General features: G+C 71.1%; 21 protein-coding genes. 5 read left to right on the top strand and 16 right to left on the bottom strand.

The genetic code is table 11. The features are described from left to right. Positions 1–154 precede the first annotated feature (154 nt). Complete coding sequence (locus tag ACWD04_RS26270) at positions 155–766, bottom strand: response regulator transcription factor (protein WP_003948568.1); 612 nt, start codon at positions 764–766, stop codon at positions 155–157. Positions 767–1,189: 423 nt separating this feature from the next. Between ACWD04_RS26270 and ACWD04_RS26265 the strand changes: the two genes are divergently transcribed. Further along, a complete protein-coding gene (locus ACWD04_RS26265; protein ID WP_451135890.1) occupies positions 1,190–1,519 on the top strand; it encodes a WhiB family transcriptional regulator in 330 nt (109 codons plus the stop codon). Between the two features lie 107 nt (positions 1,520–1,626). On the opposite strand, the gene ACWD04_RS26260 is transcribed toward ACWD04_RS26265, so the two are convergent. Beyond that, positions 1,627–2,517 (bottom strand): LysR family transcriptional regulator, encoded by an 891-nt coding sequence (locus tag ACWD04_RS26260; RefSeq protein WP_451135888.1) that lies wholly within the window; start codon positions 2,515–2,517, stop codon positions 1,627–1,629. Between the two features lie 82 nt (positions 2,518–2,599). Between ACWD04_RS26260 and ACWD04_RS26255 the strand changes: the two genes are divergently transcribed. Both ACWD04_RS26255 and ACWD04_RS26250 read left to right on the top strand, forming a co-directional pair. Next, complete coding sequence (locus ACWD04_RS26255; protein WP_451135886.1) at positions 2,600–3,280, top strand: MOSC domain-containing protein; 681 nt, start codon at positions 2,600–2,602, stop codon at positions 3,278–3,280. Positions 3,281–3,357: 77 nt separating this feature from the next. After that, positions 3,358–4,131 carry an SDR family NAD(P)-dependent oxidoreductase gene (locus ACWD04_RS26250; protein ID WP_451135884.1) on the top strand — a complete coding sequence of 258 codons (774 nt, stop codon included), beginning with the start codon at positions 3,358–3,360 and terminating at the stop codon, positions 4,129–4,131. Positions 4,132–4,218: 87 nt separating this feature from the next. Here the strand turns inward: ACWD04_RS26250 and groL are convergent, their stop codons facing one another. The 3 genes from groL to ACWD04_RS26235 form a co-directional block, all read right to left on the bottom strand. Beyond that, positions 4,219–5,844 (bottom strand): chaperonin GroEL, encoded by a 1,626-nt coding sequence (gene groL / locus ACWD04_RS26245; RefSeq protein ID WP_451135882.1) that lies wholly within the window; start codon positions 5,842–5,844, stop codon positions 4,219–4,221. A gap of 98 nt (positions 5,845–5,942) precedes the next feature. Continuing rightward, positions 5,943–6,251: a co-chaperone GroES gene (groES, locus tag ACWD04_RS26240; protein ID WP_003966899.1), complete on the bottom strand. Its 309-nt coding sequence runs from the start codon at positions 6,249–6,251 to the stop codon at positions 5,943–5,945. 289 nt (positions 6,252–6,540) lie between these two features. Continuing rightward, positions 6,541–7,500 carry a polysaccharide deacetylase family protein gene (locus ACWD04_RS26235; RefSeq protein WP_451135880.1) on the bottom strand — a complete coding sequence of 320 codons (960 nt, stop codon included), beginning with the start codon at positions 7,498–7,500 and terminating at the stop codon, positions 6,541–6,543. Between the two features lie 90 nt (positions 7,501–7,590). On the opposite strand from ACWD04_RS26235, the gene ACWD04_RS26230 reads away from it, so the two are divergent. Then, positions 7,591–8,814, top strand: coding sequence for a THUMP-like domain-containing protein (locus ACWD04_RS26230; RefSeq protein WP_451135878.1), 1,224 nt, complete (start codon positions 7,591–7,593; stop codon positions 8,812–8,814). On the opposite strand, the gene ACWD04_RS26225 is transcribed toward ACWD04_RS26230, so the two are convergent. The 9 genes from ACWD04_RS26225 to tsaB all read right to left on the bottom strand — a co-directional run bounded on the left by ACWD04_RS26225 (position 8,815) and on the right by tsaB (position 14,717). After that, positions 8,815–9,465 carry a hypothetical protein gene (locus tag ACWD04_RS26225; protein WP_451135876.1) on the bottom strand — a complete coding sequence of 217 codons (651 nt, stop codon included), beginning with the start codon at positions 9,463–9,465 and terminating at the stop codon, positions 8,815–8,817. 59 nt (positions 9,466–9,524) lie between these two features. Continuing rightward, positions 9,525–9,797, bottom strand: coding sequence for a DUF1876 domain-containing protein (locus ACWD04_RS26220; RefSeq protein ID WP_104791830.1), 273 nt, complete (start codon positions 9,795–9,797; stop codon positions 9,525–9,527). Between the two features lie 89 nt (positions 9,798–9,886). Then, positions 9,887–10,348: a VOC family protein gene (locus ACWD04_RS26215; RefSeq protein WP_451135873.1), complete on the bottom strand. Its 462-nt coding sequence runs from the start codon at positions 10,346–10,348 to the stop codon at positions 9,887–9,889. A 72-nt stretch (positions 10,349–10,420) separates the two neighbouring features. Further along, the gene (locus tag ACWD04_RS26210) at positions 10,421–11,662 is read right to left on the bottom strand and encodes an RNA polymerase sigma factor (protein WP_451135871.1); all 1,242 of its coding nucleotides are present in this window, start codon (positions 11,660–11,662) and stop codon (positions 10,421–10,423) included. A gap of 66 nt (positions 11,663–11,728) precedes the next feature. Next, on the bottom strand, positions 11,729–12,085 hold the full coding sequence (locus ACWD04_RS26205) for a YciI family protein (protein WP_451135869.1): 357 nt from the start codon (positions 12,083–12,085) through the stop codon (positions 11,729–11,731). 130 nt (positions 12,086–12,215) lie between these two features. Next, a complete protein-coding gene (locus tag ACWD04_RS26200) occupies positions 12,216–12,485 on the bottom strand; it encodes a hypothetical protein (protein WP_451135867.1) in 270 nt (89 codons plus the stop codon). Continuing rightward, complete coding sequence (tsaD, locus tag ACWD04_RS26195) at positions 12,482–13,582, bottom strand: tRNA (adenosine(37)-N6)-threonylcarbamoyltransferase complex transferase subunit TsaD (RefSeq protein ID WP_451135865.1); 1,101 nt, start codon at positions 13,580–13,582, stop codon at positions 12,482–12,484. Before tsaD ends, ACWD04_RS26200 begins: the two co-directional genes overlap by 4 nt. Beyond that, positions 13,582–14,073, bottom strand: a complete 492-nt coding sequence (gene rimI, locus ACWD04_RS26190) for a ribosomal protein S18-alanine N-acetyltransferase (protein ID WP_451135863.1) — start codon at positions 14,071–14,073, stop codon at positions 13,582–13,584. The genes tsaD and rimI overlap by 1 nt, the downstream gene beginning before the upstream one ends. Further along, positions 14,070–14,717 (bottom strand): tRNA (adenosine(37)-N6)-threonylcarbamoyltransferase complex dimerization subunit type 1 TsaB, encoded by a 648-nt coding sequence (tsaB, locus tag ACWD04_RS26185; protein ID WP_451135970.1) that lies wholly within the window; start codon positions 14,715–14,717, stop codon positions 14,070–14,072. The genes rimI and tsaB overlap by 4 nt, the downstream gene beginning before the upstream one ends. 178 nt (positions 14,718–14,895) lie before the next feature. Here tsaB and ACWD04_RS26180 point away from each other — a divergent pair, with 178 nt between their 5' ends. Beyond that, on the top strand, positions 14,896–15,459 hold the full coding sequence (locus ACWD04_RS26180) for a hypothetical protein (protein WP_451135861.1): 564 nt from the start codon (positions 14,896–14,898) through the stop codon (positions 15,457–15,459). Between the two features lie 21 nt (positions 15,460–15,480). Here the strand turns inward: ACWD04_RS26180 and ACWD04_RS26175 are convergent, their stop codons facing one another. Together ACWD04_RS26175 and tsaE are read right to left on the bottom strand one after the other, a co-directional pair. Beyond that, complete coding sequence (locus ACWD04_RS26175) at positions 15,481–15,687, bottom strand: hypothetical protein (protein ID WP_451135859.1); 207 nt, start codon at positions 15,685–15,687, stop codon at positions 15,481–15,483. 181 nt (positions 15,688–15,868) lie between these two features. Next, positions 15,869–16,402 (bottom strand): tRNA (adenosine(37)-N6)-threonylcarbamoyltransferase complex ATPase subunit type 1 TsaE, encoded by a 534-nt coding sequence (gene tsaE, locus ACWD04_RS26170; RefSeq protein ID WP_451135857.1) that lies wholly within the window; start codon positions 16,400–16,402, stop codon positions 15,869–15,871. Positions 16,403–16,421 lie beyond the last annotated feature (19 nt).

The following is a 16,421-nucleotide window of genomic DNA, read 5'->3' as shown; positions in this document are numbered from 1 at the left end:
TGTTCCTCGAGGAACTCCACAACCCCAAGGATGCGGCATCGGCCAGGAAGCGTCACATAGCGCTGGTGGGGGCCCGGCCGCAGAGCCACCGCCACCGTCGCCCCGTCCGCCGCCATGCGGACGGGAACGCACGGCTACCGGCCGTACCGCGATTTCAGCGGACCAGTCCCCAGCGGAATCCGAGCGCGACGGCGTGCGCACGGTCCGAGGCCCCGAGCTTCTTGAACAGGCGCCGCGCGTGCGTCTTCACCGTGTCCTCGGAGAGGAACAGCTCGCGCCCGATCTCCGCGTTGGAGCGGCCGTGACTCATGCCTTCGAGCACCTGGATCTCCCGCGCGGTGAGTGTCGGCGCCGCGCCCATCTCGGCGGACCGCAGCCGGCGCGGGGCGAGCCGCCACGTCGGATCGGCGAGAGCCTGGGTCACAGTCGCGCGCAGCTCGGCACGCGAGGCGTCCTTGTGCAGATAGCCGCGGGCACCGGCGGCGACCGCGAGCGCGACGCCGTCCAGGTCCTCGGCGACGGTCAGCATGATGATCCTGGCCCCGGGGTCCGCCGAGAGCAGCCGCCGGACCGTCTCCACACCCCCCAGCCCGGGCATGCGTACGTCCATCAGAATCAGATCCGAACGGTCGGCCCCCCAGCGGCGGAGCACTTCCTCACCGTTGGCCGCAGTCGTCACACGCTCGACGCCGGGCACGGTCGCAACCGCGCGGCGGAGCGCTTCTCGGGCGAGCGGGGAGTCGTCGCAGACGAGGACGGATGTCATGACCGTCCTCCGCAGCTGATGCGCGTCACCTTGAGCCTCCAGGCTGATACAAGTCGTCACCTGTGCGGTTGACCCCCTCGGACATCTGCCCGAGCTCGCTCTCCGTCAACCGCCTCCCCCTCAACAACGACGGTCACTCGAAAGAGTTACGGGCCAAAGCATCCGGTTCGGCACTCTAAGTGAGGGGGCGCTCACACAGAAGAGCGACACGGGGTCATTCACCCGTCAACCGAATCCCCACACAGCAGCCTGCCCCATTTAGCGGGTTTTCTTCCCTTTTGCTGGCATCTGAGGCTAGATTCACAATCAGTAATATTTACATCTACTAACACCGTAGATGTACGGTCGAGACGCCGGTCACCGATGAGCACCGACGGTCGAGGATGCCGTTTCCGAACCAGCAAGGTTTCGAGGGGACACGCAATGGCAGATTTCTCCCGCCTTCCCGGACCCAACGCGGACCTGTGGGACTGGCAGCTGCTGGCCGCCTGCCGCGGGGTCGACAGTTCACTGTTCTTCCATCCCGAGGGGGAACGCGGAGCAGCCCGGAGTGCTCGTGAGACCTCGGCGAAGGAGGTCTGCATGCGCTGCCCGGTGCGCGCCGAGTGCGCGGCGCACGCGCTCGCGGTACGGGAGCCGTACGGCGTGTGGGGCGGCCTGACCGAGGACGAGCGCGAGGAACTCATGGGCCGCGCCCGCAACCGCCTGATCTCCACCCACCCGGGGCCGGAGCCGGAGGCCGGTCACACCTGAGGCTTCGCACCGCCCATCGAACGCAGAAACGTTTCCTCACATCCGGTGATCCGCCGTCGGACCTGGCGCCGGACACGGCGGACGGGGCCGGGCTGTGCCGCGACCGGTCAGCGTGCGGCTGCCAGGGACAGCTGCTCCAGGGTCGCCGCCACCGCCGGCACCCGGGCGAGGTCGGGCAGCGTGAGGGCGACGATCTCCCGTTCCACGGCCGGCTCCACCGTCACGGTGCGTGTCCCTTTGGGCCGTACGGATTCGAGGGCCAGCTCGGGCAGGACAGCGACGCCGAGGCCCGCCCCGACGAGCCCGATCACCGCCGGGTAGTCGTCCGTGGCGAAATCGATGCGAGGGGTGAAGCCGGACTCCTCGCAGACCTCCACCAGCTGGCGCCTGCAGCGCGGGCAGCCGGCGATCCACGGCTCGTCGGCCAGCTCCCCGATGGCCACCGCGTCCGCCCCCGCCAGCCGGTGACCCTCCGGGACCAGGCCGACCAGCCGGTCCGTGAGCAGCGGACGCACGACCAGGTCGTCCCACTCGCCGCCGACGTTCCCGTAACGGAAGGCCAGGGCGATGTCGCAGTCCCCGTCGCGCAGCATCTCCACCGAACGCGGCGGCTCGGCCTCGACGAGCGAGACCTGGGTGCCGGGGTGCGCGGCGCGCAGTGCGGCGAGGGCGCCGGGGACCAGGGTGGAGCTCCCGCTCGGGAACGACACGAGCCGGACCCGGCCGGCCCGCAGCCCGGCGATGGCGGCGACTTCCTCCTCCGCGGCGGTCAGCCCCGCGAGGATGCCGGACGCATGGCGAACCAGCGCCTCTCCCGCCTGGGTGAGGCGCATCTCGCGCCCCGTACGGATCAGCAACGGCGTGCCCGCGGAGCCCTCCAGGGCCTTCATCTGCTGGCTGACGGCAGGCTGGGTGCAGCCCAGTTCCCGCGCGGCGGCGGAGAACGAGCCGGTGGTGGCCACGGCGCGCAGGACACGGAGATGACGGGCTTCGATCACCCCTCGACCATAAGTGACTCTTGCACCATCGGTCTAATAATCAAGAGCGGCTTTGAGGAATTCGCGGTTAGCCTGTCCCGCTATGAAGGTACTCACCGTGAATCTCGGCCGCCCGACGGTCTCCGCGCACTCCGACGCGGCCGACAGCCTCACCGGAATCGGCAAGCAGCCGGCCGACGGCCCCGTACGCGTGGCCGACCCCGGCCCCAAGGGCAGCGGCGGCAGCGGTCTCGCCGGTGACGCGGTGTGCGACCTCCGGCACCACGGCGGCTCGGACCAGGCGGTGTACGCGTACGCCCGGGAGGAGCTCGACCGCTGGGAGGAGCAGCTCGGCCGGCCCCTGCCCAACGGCGCGTTCGGCGAGAACCTGACGACCCTCGGCCTCACGGTGAGTCACGCACGGATCGGGGAGCGCTGGCGGATCGGCGACGAGCTGGTCCTGGAGGTGACGTCGGGCCGCATTCCGTGTCGTACGTTCGCGGGCCACCTCGGCGAGCGGGGCTGGGTGAAGCGGTTCACCCGCGAGGGGGCCACGGGCGCGTATCTGCGGGTGATCGAACCGGGAACGGTCCGTTCCGGTGACCCCGTCGAGGTGGTGCACGTGCCCGGCCACGGGATCACCGCCGCCCTGGAGTTCCGGGCGACGACCACGGAGCGGGAGTTGCTGCCCCGCCTGCTCGACGCCGGTGACGCGCTGCACGCGGAGACCCTGCGCGCGGCGCGGGCGTACCTGGCGAAGCACGGTGCCCCGACCGCATCCTGAGGGAGCGGCGGGCAACGGCCCGGCCAGCAGAGAAGGCGGGTCGGCCGCCGTGCGCGCGGGGCACTAACGTGCCGCCTATGACGACTGCACTGATTACGGGCGCGACGGCGGGGATCGGGGCCGCCTTCGCACGGCGGCTCGCGGGTGACGGGCACAATCTGGTGCTGGTGGCCCGGGACACGGAGCGGCTGCGGGCCCAGGCCACGGAGCTGCACGACGGGCACGGCATCGAGGCCGAGGTGCTGACGGCCGACCTGTCCACGGACGCCGGGATCGAGGCGGTCGCCGCACGGTTGACGGACCGGGTGAGCCCTGTCGACCTGCTGGTCAACAATGCCGGCTTCGGCAACAAGGGTCGTTTTCCGGATGTCCCGATGGCCGATGAACTGACGATGCTGAAGGTCCACTGCGAGGCGGTCCTGCGACTGACCTCGGCTGCGGCGGGGTCGATGCGGGAGCGCGGCCGCGGAGGAGTGGTCAATGTGGCCTCCGTCGCGGCCTTCCTGCCGCGGGGGACGTACGGGGCGTCGAAGGCGTGGGTCGTGCAGTTCACCCAGGGCGCGGCGAAGGACCTGGCGGGTTCGGGGGTGCGGCTGATGGCGCTGTGCCCCGGGTTCGTACGGACCGAGTTCCACGAGCGGGCCGGGATGGGGACGGGCAACATCCCGGACTGGATGTGGCTCGACGCGGACAAGCTGGTGGCCGCGGCCCTGACGGACCTGGCACGGGGCAGGTCGGTGTCGATCCCGGACCCGCGCTACAAGACCCTGATGGGCCTGGTGAAACTGACGCCCCGCAGCCTCCTCGGAGGAGTCACTTCCCGCGCGGGCCGGACGTACGGCCCGCAGTAGACGGTTGGAGACGGAGTACGGCGAAAACACCGAGGCCCGGTGCCCCCGCGACGGGGGTACCGGGCCTCGGCGGCGTACGGAGCCGTACTAGTGCGAGTGGCCGTGGCCGCCGTGACCGGCGTCGGCCTCTTCCTCGGCCGGCTTCTCGACGACCAGGGTCTCGGTCGTGAGCAGCAGCGACGCGATGGACGCGGCGTTCTCCAGGGCGGAGCGGGTGACCTTGACCGGGTCGATGACGCCGGCCTTCACCAGGTCGCCGTACTCACCGGTCGAGGCGTTGAAGCCCTGACCCTTGTCGAGCTCGGAGACCTTCGAGGTGATGACGTAGCCCTCGAGGCCCGCGTTCTCCGCGATCCAACGGAGCGGCTCGACGGCGGCGCGGCGCACGACCGCGACACCCGTGGCCTCGTCGCCGGTCTTGTCGAGGTTGCCCTCGAGGACCTTGACGGCGTGGACCAGAGCGGAGCCACCACCGGAGACGATGCCCTCCTCGACCGCGGCGCGGGTCGCGGAGATGGCGTCCTCCAGACGGTGCTTCTTCTCCTTGAGCTCCACCTCGGTGGCGGCACCGACACGGATCACGCACACGCCGCCGGCCAGCTTCGCGAGGCGCTCCTGGAGCTTCTCGCGGTCCCAGTCGGAGTCCGTGGACTCGATCTCGGCCTTGATCTGGTTGACCCGGCCCTTGACGTCGGCGGAGTCGCCGCCGCCGTCGACGATGGTCGTGTCGTCCTTGGAGACGGTGACACGGCGGGCCGTGCCCAGCACGTCCAGACCGGCCTGGTCGAGCTTGAGGCCGACCTCCTCGGCGATGACGGTCGCGCCGGTGAGGGTGGCGATGTCGCCGAGCATGGCCTTGCGGCGGTCGCCGAAGCCCGGGGCCTTCACCGCGACGGCGTTGAAGGTGCCACGGATCTTGTTGACGACGAGGGTGGAGAGCGCCTCGCCCTCGACGTCCTCGGCGATGATCAGGAGCGGCTTGGAGGCGCCGGCCTGGATGACCTTCTCCAGCAGCGGGAGCAGCTCCTGGATGGAGCCGATCTTGCCCTGGTGGATCAGGATGTACGGGTCGTCGAGGACGGCCTCCATACGCTCCTGGTCGGTCACCATGTACGGGGACAGGTAACCCTTGTCGAAGGCCATGCCCTCGGTGAACTCGAGGTCCAGACCGAAGGTGTTGGACTCCTCGACGGTGATGACACCGTCCTTGCCGACCTTGTCCATCGCGTCCGCGATGAGCTCGCCGACCTGCGGGTCCTGCGCGGAGAGCGCGGCCACGGCGGCGATGTCGGCCTTGTCGTCGATCGGGCGCGCGGTCGCGAGGAGCTCCTCGGACACGGCCTTCACGGCGGCGTCGATGCCCTTCTTCAGGGCGGCCGGGGACGCGCCCGCGGCTACGTTGCGCAGGCCTTCGCGGACGAGGGCCTGGGCGAGCACGGTGGCGGTGGTGGTGCCGTCACCCGCTACGTCGTTGGTCTTGGTCGCCACCTCCTTCACCAGCTGGGCACCGAGGTTCTCGTACGGGTCGTCGAGCTCGACCTCGCGCGCGATGGTGACACCGTCGTTGGTGATGGTGGGAGCACCGAACTTCTTGTCGATGACGACGTTGCGGCCCTTCGGGCCGATCGTCACCTTCACCGTGTCGGCAAGCTTGTTGACGCCGCGCTCAAGGGCGCGACGGGCGTCCTCGTCGAACTTCAGGATCTTCGCCATGGGCTGAGCTGTCCTCTCAAACGAACTGCGCCCCTCGCCACCCGGCTAGTTATTTCGCAGGGGGCCAGGGGCGCAGAACAGAAGCAAACGTGGGTGAATTACTTCTCGACGATCGCGAGAACGTCGCGCGCCGAGAGGACGAGGTACTCCTCGCCGTTGTACTTCACCTCGGTGCCGCCGTACTTGCTGTACAGAACGACATCGCCGGTCTTGACGTCGAGCGGAAGCCGCTCGCCGTTCTCGAAGCGGCCCGGGCCCACGGCCAGGACGACGCCCTCCTGGGGCTTCTCCTTGGCGGTGTCCGGAATGACCAGGCCGGAAGCCGTGGTCTGCTCGGCGTCGAGCGGCTGGACCACAATGCGGTCCTCGAGCGGCTTGATCGCAACCTTGGAGCTGGTGGTCGACACGATCCGGTCTCCCCCTTCGGAGATCTCACGGGGTTTAACAGTCTGTGGGATGGCGACCGAACCGATCCGTCGTCGCGGGTGCCGGACCTGCCCTGTCGCGCAGTTGTGCTGGCACTCTCCCTGGGGGAGTGCCAGCACTGAGACTATGGCCGCGATTAGCACTCGGTCAAGCGGAGTGCCAATTCACCACCCTCGCGTGGCGTCGTGGGACCGGCGCACGCGCGGACAACGCGGGAGACCGCCGCGTCGTTCCGGCGAAGCGAGTCGGGCGCGCGCCGACCGCATCCGCTCACACGTAGTCCTCCAGCCTGGCCACGGCGTACCCCTTGTCCGTGACCGTCTTCATGACGCGGCGGATCATGTCGGCCATGGAACCCTCCCAGTCCTCGCGCCCCCGGAAGTGGGTGAGGATGATGTCGCCCGGGTGCAGGTCCTGGTCCCGCTCGCGCCACTCCATGTGGTCGGGGAACGCCTCGGCGGCCCACAGGGGCACCGCCTTGATGCCGCAGGACTTGGCGACGCGCAGGGTGTCGCCGTTGTAGTTGCCGTACGGCGGCCTGAAGAGAGTGGGCCGCTTCCCGAAGTACTTCTCGATCCTGTTCTGCTCGCCGCAGATCTCCCGTCGCTGCTCGGCCGCCGAAAGCCCTGGAAGATAGCGGTGGTTCAGCGTGTGATTGCTGAGCGTGACGCCCCGGGCCTGCATGTCCTTGAAGTAGCCGTAGTCGTCACTCACCACGTAGTCACTGAGGAAGGCGCTGTACGGGATCTTCAGCTCCGTCATCATCCGCAGCAGTTCAGGGTCCTTCTCCGCCCCGTCGTCCATCGTCAGGAAGACGATCCGCTTCTTGGTGGGCACGGTGGTGAAGACCGGCGGCAGCGACTCCCCGCCCTCCACCTCGAACCCCTCGCGGGTGGTGATGCGGGGCCTCACGGCGGGCGGCGACGGGGCGGGGAGCGGGGCCTTCGCCAGACCCCACTTCCTCGCGGCGGCAACGCGGGCCGCCTGCTCCCGCTCCAGCCGCTCGGCCCTGACAGCGGCCACGGCGGGGCCCGCCGGAGGGACTGCGGCCACCGGCTGCCCGGCGGACCCCTGCTGACCGGGGGTCGGCCCCCGCCACATCCCGGCGCCGTCGTCCGTGCCGTCGGCACACCCGGACGCGGCGGCTCCGGCCAGCAGGGCCACCAGGACCGCACAGACCGCCCTGCGGCGGTTCGTGGCGGATTTTTCTTTTTGTCGTACTAGCTGCATGGCGCCGCATCCTGCCACCGGGGCACCGGCCGCCTCCCGCGACACCTCCGGCGGGCCCGCCGGGTCCCCCGGCTGGCTCACAATGGACCCGTGAACGCCCTTCCCCCTGCCGATCAGGCCGACCCGGCCGACCCTCTCGCCGCCTTCTCCGCCCTGCGTACCCCGGAGGGCGCGGCGCTCCTGGACGAGCTGCGCGACCACGACCCCGCCCGGGAGCTGGCAACCGCGACCCGGCTGCGCCGCACGCACCCCGCCGCCCTCGTGTCGGCGGCGCTCGGCCAGGCGCGGCTGCGGCAGCGCGCGGTCGCGAAGTTCGGGGCGGCGGACGCGTACCGCATGTTCTTCACCCCGGACGGCGTGGAGCAGGCGACCCGCACCTCGGTCGCCGGCTACCGCGCCGGCCGGTTCGCGGAGCTCGGCGTACGCAGCGTGGCCGACCTGTGCTGCGGCATCGGCGGCGACGCGATCGCCCTGGCCCGGGCGGGCATCTCGGTCCTGGCCGTGGACCGCGATCCGCTCACCGCTCAGGTCGCCCGCGCCAACGCCGAGGCACTCGGCCTCCAGGACCTGGTCGAGGTGCGGTGCGCCGATGTCACGGAGATCGACACCTCGCCGTTCGACGCGGTCTTCGTCGACCCGGCGCGCCGCGGCGGGCGGGGCAGGATCTTCGACCCCGAGGCCTACTCACCGCCGCTCTCCTGGGCGGCCCAGGCGGCGCTGAAGGCCCCCCGGGCCGCACTGAAGATCGCGCCCGGCGTCCCCCACGAGGCGATCGAGCCGCGGGCGGAGGCGGAGTGGATCTCGGACGGCGGCGACGTGAAGGAAGCCGTGCTCTGGTTCGGCGAGAGCTTCACCCCCGGCGTCTTCCGGGCCACGCTGCTGCCGTCCCGCACGACCCTGGCCTCCGAGGGCCCGCTCCCAGCCCCGCCGGTCGGTCCCGTGGGCCGGTATCTCCACGAGCCGGACGGCGCCGTGATCCGCGCGCATCTGGTGGCCCGCGTCGTGGAGCGCTGCGAGGGCAGGCTGATCGACGAGACGATCGCGTACGTCACGAGCGATGCGCCGTACGCATCCGACGCCACGGCCTCGTACGAGATCACCGATCAGCTGCCCTTCAACATGAAGAAGCTGAAAGCTCTCCTGAGGGAGCGTCACGTCGGCGTGCTGACCGTCAAGAAACGCGGGTCCGCGGTCGAACCGGAAGAGCTGCGCCGGAGGATGAAGCTCCAGGGACCGCACGCCGCCACCGTCTTCCTGACCCGGGTGGCCGGAGCCCCGACGATGCTGATCGGGCAGCCGGTGAAGCGCAGCTGATCAGCCGTGCACCCTGACCAGCGGGTCCCCCGGTGTCCCGACGAGCACCCGCAGCACCCAGCGGCGGTGGGCGAACGCCTTGACGAGGCCGGTCAGTCCGGTCAGCCAGGCGAGAAATCCGAGCCCCATCAGCCACGCCACCAGCCCGTACGTCTCCTGGCCCGCCCTGGCGGTCGCCGGGACCGCCACGCAGCAGAAGAGGCCCGTCACGCAGAGTGTGAACGACAGCAGCAGCCAGGCGAGGCTCACCCGTGGCCTGCGCAGGGGCAGGTCGCCCACCGGGTCGCGGTCCAGCGCGCCCCACTCGACGAGGAGCCGGTGGACCCGCAGGTCCCTGGCCACGCCGACGGTCATGAGGACGACCGCCGGGATCAGCAGGGCGGCGCCGACGGCGAGACAGATGACCCCCGGGATCACGCCGAGCGCGTCGTAGGCGTCCTCGAACATGAGGAACGCCGATCCTGCCAAGGACCAGCCGAGCGCGGCGATCCCGGCCCACAGCCACAGGATTACGAGCCTTGCAGGGCCGATGAACATCTTCACCAGCTCGCCGAGGATCAGCGCCCGGTCCCTCAGCAGGGCGTCGCGGTCGGGCCACGTACGTATCTCCACGGGCGGAGGCGGCGGCGGGAGCGGTGAACGGCTGGGCATGGCCCAGACAATACCGAGTGCGCGCTCGCCACCCTCCTGCGGTCGTACGGCCCGTGGCCTCAGGTCAGCGGGTACGACGTCCGGCCCGATGCCTCGTCGATCTCGTCGTGCGCCTTGGTGAGCAGCTTCATCGCCAGCTCGTTGAGTGCCCGGGCGCCGGCGATCTCCTCGCCGACTCTCGGCTGCTCCGCGTCGGAGGGGTGGCGGCTGGCGTACCCGTGGGCCCGCACCTCGGTCCCGTCACTCAGCCGCACCATCGCGGCCGCACGGGTCCGGTGGGTGTCCTCCTCGAATTCCAGCTCGATGTGCCATCCGACGGTCGTCTCCATCATGTCGGTCACCTCCCGGGGATTCCTGCTTCCAGGGTGCGCCCGTTCCCCTGCCCCCGCACGGCGTGCGCCGAGGGGCCCGGGCGACCCGCTCAGGCGTCCTGGAGGGCCTTGACGTCCAGCTTCCGCATCCCCATCATCGCCTTCATCACCCGGTCGGCCCGGGCAGGGTCGGGGCCGTCGAGCAGCTCGGGCAGCACCCGCGGGACGATCTGCCAGGACATTCCGTACCTGTCCTTCAGCCACCCGCACATGCTCTCCTCGCCGCCCTCGGTGAGCGCGTCCCAGAGCCGGTCCACCTCGTCCTGCGACTCGCAGTCGACGGAGAGGGAGACGGCCTCGGAGAACGTGAACTCCGGGCCTCCGTTGAGACCCATGTACTCCTGGCCCGCGAGCCGGAAGTCGACGGTCAGCACCGAGCCCGCGTTGGGCGACCCCTCGGTCCAGTAGGTGGTGTTCACGATGCGGGAGTCACCGCCGAAGACCGAGACGTAAAATTCGGCGGCCTCCTGGGCCTGGTCGTCGAACCAGAGACAGGGCTTGATCTTCTGCATGGTCTCTCTCCCTCAGGTGGTCCGGTGCGTCTCAGGACGCTGTGAAAGGTAGACCGCCCCGGGCGTCGGAACTCATCGGGACACGCGGTGCGCACGGGTGAGCAGCAGCTCCCGTTCCCGTGCGTTACGCGTCAGCTCCGCCGCGCGTACGAACGCGGCGCGCGCCTCCCCGCCCCGCCCCAGCCGCTCCAGCAGGTCGCCCCGCACACTCGGCAGCAGGTGGTAGCCGGCCAGCGCCGGGTCCCGCGCCAGGGCGTCCGTCAGGGCGAGACCGGCGGCCGGGCCCTCGGCCATGGAGACGGCCACCGCACGGTTCAGCTCGACCACCGGCGACGGAGCCGCCTTCGCCAGCCGGCCGTACAGCGAGGCGATGGTCCGCCAGTCCGTGTCCGCGTACCGCACGGCGCGGGCATGGCAGGCGGCGATCGCCGCCTGCAGCGTGTACGGGCCCGGGGCGGCTCCCGGCGCGTACGCCCGCTCCAGGGCCGCGAAGCCGCGCCTGATCAGCAGCTGGTCCCAGCGGGCGCGGTTCTGCTCCTCCAGCAGGAGCGGCGTGCCGTCCGGCCCGGTCCTCGCGCGGATGCGGGAGGCCTGGAGTTCCAGGAGGGCGGCCAGGCCGTGGACCTCCGGCTCCCGGTCCATCAGCCCCGCCAGCAGCCGGGCCAGACGCAGCGCGTCCTCACAGAGCGCCGGGCGCAGCCAGTCGTCGCCGGCGGTCGCCGCGTACCCCTCGTTGAAGACGAGGTAGACGACCTCCAGCACCGAGCCGAGCCGGTCGGCCCGCTCGGCGCCGCGTGGCACCTCGAAGGGCACGTTCGCCCGTCCGAGGGCACGTTTGGCACGGACGACGCGCTGGGCGACGGCGGATTCGGTCGCCAGGAAGGCCCGGGCGATCTCGTCCGTGCTCAGGCCGCCGATCAGCCGCAGGGTGAGGGCGACGCGGGCTTCGGTGGAGAGCACCGGATGGCACGAGGTGAAGATCAGCCGGAGCACGTCGTCGTCGATGGCGTCCGGGTCCGCCGGCTCCGGCGGGGGCACGTCCTCCAGGCTCCGCCCGGCCTCCGCCAGCTTGCGGGCGTAGGTCTCCTTGCGGCGTACCAGGTCGATCGCGCGCCGCTTGGCCGTGGTCATGAGCCAGGCGCCGGGCCGCTCGGGTACACCGGTCCGCGGCCACTGCTCCAGGGCCGCGACCAGGGCGTCCTGCGCCAGTTCCTCGGCGATGCCCACGTCCCGCACGATCCGCGTGGTCCCGGCGATGATGCGGGCCGACTCGATCCGGTACACGGCTTCCACCGCGCTGCTCGCTGTTGTCACGAGCAGTCATCAGAGCAGGCCGGGGAGGGGGCGGCAAGGTCGGCCGCCCCCTCCGGCCGGGGCCCGTCAGCCCTGGACGATCTCGCGGATCTCGGAGGTGATCGTCCAGTGCGGCTCGTGGACGCTGAGGAACCGCTTGGTCCACTCCAGGATCTCGGCCTTGTCCTTGGCCTGGATGAGGGCGTAGCCGCCGATGACTTCCTTGGTCTCGGTGAACGGCCCGTCCGTGAAGGTGAACTCGCCGTCGGACCAGGTGACCCTGGTCCCTTCGGAGGTCGGGGCGAGGCCCACGTTGTCCAGCAGGACGCCGGCCCTGGTCATCTCCTCGATGAGCGCGCCCATCCGCTCCATCAGCTCGGGGCTGGGGCCCTCGGCGGGGGCGTTCTGCTCGTCGATCCGGACCATGGTCAGGTAGCGGGGCATGAAATCTCCTCGGTGTCGGGCGGCAGGGCTGTTCCCCGCCTCTCACCCTTGCGTCGAACGGACGGAACCCGGATCGACACATCCGGAGAAAATCTTCCGCAGAATTTCTCCGCGGCCGGCCTGACCCCGCTCAGCCGTCCGCGGGACCGAGGGATTCGAAGCGCCACCGGTGCACCGGGCGGCTGATCAGTCCGGCCTCCGGCTCCGGCAGCTCGGGCAGCTCCTCGTCGTATGCCGCCTCCCACCAGGTCAGCACGAGCACCCGGTCCTGCGGGGCGCGCAGCAGCTCGCTGCGCAGCGGCTCCCGGGCCAGTCCGGCCGTCCGGGACCGGGCCCACTCCAGCAGCTCAGTGCCCCGGCCCTCGGCGGCACGGGCTTCCCACATCAGGGCTACGGTCATGAGTAGAGGTTGTCCTTGCTGATCTCGTGCACATGGTCGTGGCCGTGCGCATGAGCACCCGGCACATGGGTCTCCGTGACCGGCAGCGAGGAGTCCGCCGAGAGGTCCAGGTCGGAGACCGGGCGGTTGCGCGCCACCATCTCCGCGCCGAGCGCGGCCACCATGGCCCCGTTGTCCGTGCACAGTCCCGGCCTGGGGACCCGCAGCCGGATGCCCGCCTTCTCGCACCGCTCCTCGGCGAGCGCCCGCAGCCGCGAGTTGGCCGCGACGCCGCCCCCGATCATCAGGTGGTCGACGCCCTCGTCCTTGCAGGCCCGGACGGCCTTGCGGGTGAGGACGTCCACCACGGCCTCCTGGAAGGACGCCGCCACGTCCCGTACGGGGACGTCCTCACCGGCCGCGCGCTTCGCCTCGATCCAGCGCGCCACGGACGTCTTGAGGCCGGAGAAGGAGAAGTCGTACGCGGGATCGCGCGAGCCGCTCAGCCCGCGCGGGAACGCGATCGCCCTCGGGTTCCCCTCCTTCGCCAGCCGGTCGATGACCGGGCCGCCGGGGAATCCGAGGTCCAGCACCCGGGCGATCTTGTCGAAGGCCTCGCCCGCCGCGTCGTCGATGGTCGCGCCGAGCGGCCGTACGTCGTTCGTGATGTCGGGGGCCAGCAGCAGCGAGGAGTGCCCACCGCTCACCAAAAGGGCCATCGTCGGCTCGGGCAGCGGGCCGTGCTCCAGCTGGTCGACACAGATGTGCGAAGCCAGGTGGTTCACCCCGTAGAGCGGCTTGTTCAGCGCGTACGCGTACGCCTTGGCGGCCGATACGCCGACAAGTAGCGCCCCGGCGAGGCCGGGGCCGGCCGTGACCGCGATGCCGTCGAGGTCTCGGGCGCTGATCCCGGCGTCCTTCAGGGCACGCTCGATGGTGGGGACCATCGACTCCAGGTGGGCGCGGGAGGCGATCTCCGGGACGACACCGCCGAAGCGGGCGTGTGTGTCGACGCTGGACGCGACGGCGTCGGCGAGGAGCGTCGTCCCGCGCACGATGCCGACGCCGGTCTCGTCGCAGGAGGTCTCGATACCGAGTACGAGCGGTTCGTCAGCCATCAGTCTGTCTCTGTTCCTTGTACGGTCAGGCGCATGACGAGTGCGTCGATGTTCCCCGGCTGGTAGTAACCCCGGCGGAAGCCGATGGGTTCGAAGCCGAAGCGTTCGTAGAGCTTCTGCGCGCGGGTGTTGTCGACACGGACCTCCAGGAGCACGGCGGTGCACTCGAAGGCGGTGGCGTGCCGGAGCAGGTCGGTCAGGAGTTCGGAGCCGAGGCCGCCGCCCCACTGGCCGCGGCTGACCGCGATCGTCTGGACGTCGGCGAGGTCGCCGGCCGAGGCGAGGCCCGCGTAGCCGACGATCCGACCGTCGGCAGGGTCCTCGGCGACGACGTAGCGGTGGGTGGCCCGGGGCCCGCGGGCGCGGGCCAGTTCGGACCAGAACATGCCGGCCGACCAGGCGTCCTCCGGGAACAGCTCGTGTTCCAGCTCCAGCACCGGTGCGATGTCCCACCAGCGCATCTCGCGGAGCACAGCGGTCGCGGCGGTCACTTGGGGGTGACCACCTTGTAGTTCTTCGGGACCTGGGCGTCGGGCCTGCGCAGATAGAGCGGCTGCGGCGGCAGCAGCGCGGCTCCGGTGGCCAGCCGTCCGGCGGCCAGGGCGGCGAGCGTGCCGGCGGAGACGTGTTCGGGGCCGCGGGCGTCAGGGAAGGCCTCGGGATAGAGCAGCGCGCCCGCACCGGCGACGGGCAGTCCGGCGAGCCGCTCCGCGATGTCGGCGGGCCGGTCGACGGCGGGTTCACCGTCCCGGTTACGGAAGTCCTCGTACCGCGCCCAGTAGACCTCCTTGCGGCGCGCGTCGGTCGCGACGGCGAACGGGCCTTCGAGGCCGTCCCGGCCGGCGGCGTACGCGAGGGCGTCGAGCGTGCACACCCCGTGCACCGGCACGGAGAGGGCGGAGCCGAAGGCCGCCGCGGTGACCAGGCCGACACGCAGCCCGGTGTACGGGCCGGGGCCGACCCCGACCGCCACGTCGGTCACGGCGTCGAGCTTCACCCCGGCCTCGGCGAGGACCCGGTCGACGGCGGGCAGCAGCAGCTCCCCGTGCCTCCGGGCATCGACCTGGCCGGTCTCGGCGACGACGGAGATCCCGTCGTGAAGGGCGACGGTGACGGCGGGGGTGGCGGTATCCATGGCGAGCAGCAGCACACGAACAGCCTACGGCTCCGCCGACTCGGCCACGGCAGCCCGTGCAGCGTCCCGGCCCGCCCCTCCGCTGCTGGTACCGTCGCCGGGTATACGCGCGTACGACATATGCGACATAAATGTTTGTACGGCACGGGACGGACGCCATGTGAAAGGGGACCTCACGATGGCAAGGGGCAGCTCGGGAATCGTGGCCGGGCTCACCGCCGCGGCGGTGGCCGCGGTCTGCTTCCTCGCCTACCAGGCGTCGGCGAACGCGCCCGAATCGGTCGCCGCACCCTCGGCGGAGGCGTCCGGCACGACGGCCTCCCCCTCCGCGAAGCCCGCGCCCGAGCCCACGAAGGATCCGCTCGCGATCCCGGTGGACTCCGACACGGGGGCCCGCGTCGTGTACGCACCCAAGGACCGCCGGGTGTGGATCGTGGACGACAAGGAGAAGGCTCTCCGGACGTTCGCCGTCATGCCGAGCGCCGTGAACCCGCCGCCCGGCGTGTACGCGGTGACCTCGCGCTCCGGCATCATCAAGGGCTCGGACGGCGTCATGATCGAACACGTGGTGCGCTTCGCGAACGTCGACGACGTGTCCGTGGGCTTCAGTGCCGCGCAGGACGACTCCATGAAGCGCCCCGACCCCACGATCAGGACCGGCGGGGTGCGGATGAAGCGGGCCGACGGCAACGCGCTCTGGACCTTCGCCACGGTCGGCGTGAAGGTCGTCGTCGTCCCGTGATCACGGCTGGTGCCGCACGGGTCACGCGGCGTCGCGGTTCGCGGCGGGCCGCACCTCGGGGTCGTCCTCGTCGCCGGGCGCGTCATCGGCCCGCTCGTCGCGGGGCGGTGTCGACACCGCCGTCGCGGCCGCGCAGGAGGCCAGCAGGTCCTTCATCGGCACCGCGGACGCCGACGGCGGCTCCGCCTGCGACGACTGCGGCTGCGTTTCACGCTCGGGTGTAGGCATGCTGCCTCCTCGGGCTTCGTCCAGGGGTGGGTTAGGTACGCCTAACCCATCCCTGTACCCATGTGACCACGACGGACCTCCGCCGCGCAACATGTTACCGACGGCTTGTCGGAAAGCGTCGGCAAGGACGGTGGGGAAGTCATCGGTGAGGCAGTTCCGACGCGCACGGGTGAGGCCGCTCTCAGCGCGCCGCCAGCTCCGCGCCCAGCCCCGCCCAGCGCGCGCCGATCCCCACCAGCGTCACCGTGCGGCGCTCGTCGTCCGTGTCGCCGACCGCGCGGTCGATCACCACCCGCAGCCGGTCCTCCGACAGCTCCTCGACCTTGCCGTCACCCCACTCCACGACGACCACCGACTCGGGCAGCGACACGTCGAGGTCCAGGTCCTCCATCTCCTCGAGGCCGCCGCCCAGGCGGTACGCGTCGACGTGGACCAGGGCCGGGCCCTCGCCCAGCGGCGGATGGACCCGGGCGATCACGAAGGTCGGCGAGGTGACGGCACCGCGCACTTCGAGGCCTTCGCCGAGGCCGCGGGTCAGGGTCGTCTTGCCCGCGCCGAGCTCACCGGTGAGCATCACCAGGTCGCCAGGGGCCAGCACACCGGCGATCCGGCGGCCCAGTTCCTTCATCTCTTCGGGGGACTCGACGGCGACGTCCAGGGTGACGGTGCCCGGTGCGGCGGTGCCGGTCACCGGGCCGTTGTGCGCTGCTTCCATGCCGACCAACGGTAGAGGA

This window comes from Streptomyces sp. NPDC002911, from assembly GCF_053591835.1.
Note: the sequence above shows the minus strand (reverse complement) of the source record. Positions and strands in the feature narration are given on the sequence as shown.

Coding starts and splice junctions, on each gene's coding strand:
- tsaE (WP_451135857.1), bottom strand. CDS start 16,402: ATGGAAGCAGCGCACAACGGCCCGGTGACCGGCACCGCCGCACCGGGC.
- tsaD (WP_451135865.1), bottom strand. CDS start 13,582: ATGGCTGACGAACCGCTCGTACTCGGTATCGAGACCTCCTGCGACGAG.
- ACWD04_RS26205 (WP_451135869.1), bottom strand. CDS start 12,085: ATGCCCCGCTACCTGACCATGGTCCGGATCGACGAGCAGAACGCCCCC.
- groL (WP_451135882.1), bottom strand. CDS start 5,844: ATGGCGAAGATCCTGAAGTTCGACGAGGACGCCCGTCGCGCCCTTGAG.
- ACWD04_RS26250 (WP_451135884.1), top strand. CDS start 3,358: ATGACGACTGCACTGATTACGGGCGCGACGGCGGGGATCGGGGCCGCC.
- ACWD04_RS26200 (WP_451135867.1), bottom strand. CDS start 12,485: ATGACCGTAGCCCTGATGTGGGAAGCCCGTGCCGCCGAGGGCCGGGGC.
- ACWD04_RS26270 (WP_003948568.1), bottom strand. CDS start 766: ATGACATCCGTCCTCGTCTGCGACGACTCCCCGCTCGCCCGAGAAGCG.
- ACWD04_RS26225 (WP_451135876.1), bottom strand. CDS start 9,465: ATGCCCAGCCGTTCACCGCTCCCGCCGCCGCCTCCGCCCGTGGAGATA.
- ACWD04_RS26220 (WP_104791830.1), bottom strand. CDS start 9,797: ATGATGGAGACGACCGTCGGATGGCACATCGAGCTGGAATTCGAGGAG.
- ACWD04_RS26180 (WP_451135861.1), top strand. CDS start 14,896: ATGGCAAGGGGCAGCTCGGGAATCGTGGCCGGGCTCACCGCCGCGGCG.
- ACWD04_RS26235 (WP_451135880.1), bottom strand. CDS start 7,500: ATGCAGCTAGTACGACAAAAAGAAAAATCCGCCACGAACCGCCGCAGG.
- ACWD04_RS26265 (WP_451135890.1), top strand. CDS start 1,190: ATGGCAGATTTCTCCCGCCTTCCCGGACCCAACGCGGACCTGTGGGAC.
- ACWD04_RS26215 (WP_451135873.1), bottom strand. CDS start 10,348: ATGCAGAAGATCAAGCCCTGTCTCTGGTTCGACGACCAGGCCCAGGAG.
- ACWD04_RS26255 (WP_451135886.1), top strand. CDS start 2,600: ATGAAGGTACTCACCGTGAATCTCGGCCGCCCGACGGTCTCCGCGCAC.
- ACWD04_RS26175 (WP_451135859.1), bottom strand. CDS start 15,687: ATGCCTACACCCGAGCGTGAAACGCAGCCGCAGTCGTCGCAGGCGGAG.
- tsaB (WP_451135970.1), bottom strand. CDS start 14,717: ATGGATACCGCCACCCCCGCCGTCACCGTCGCCCTTCACGACGGGATC.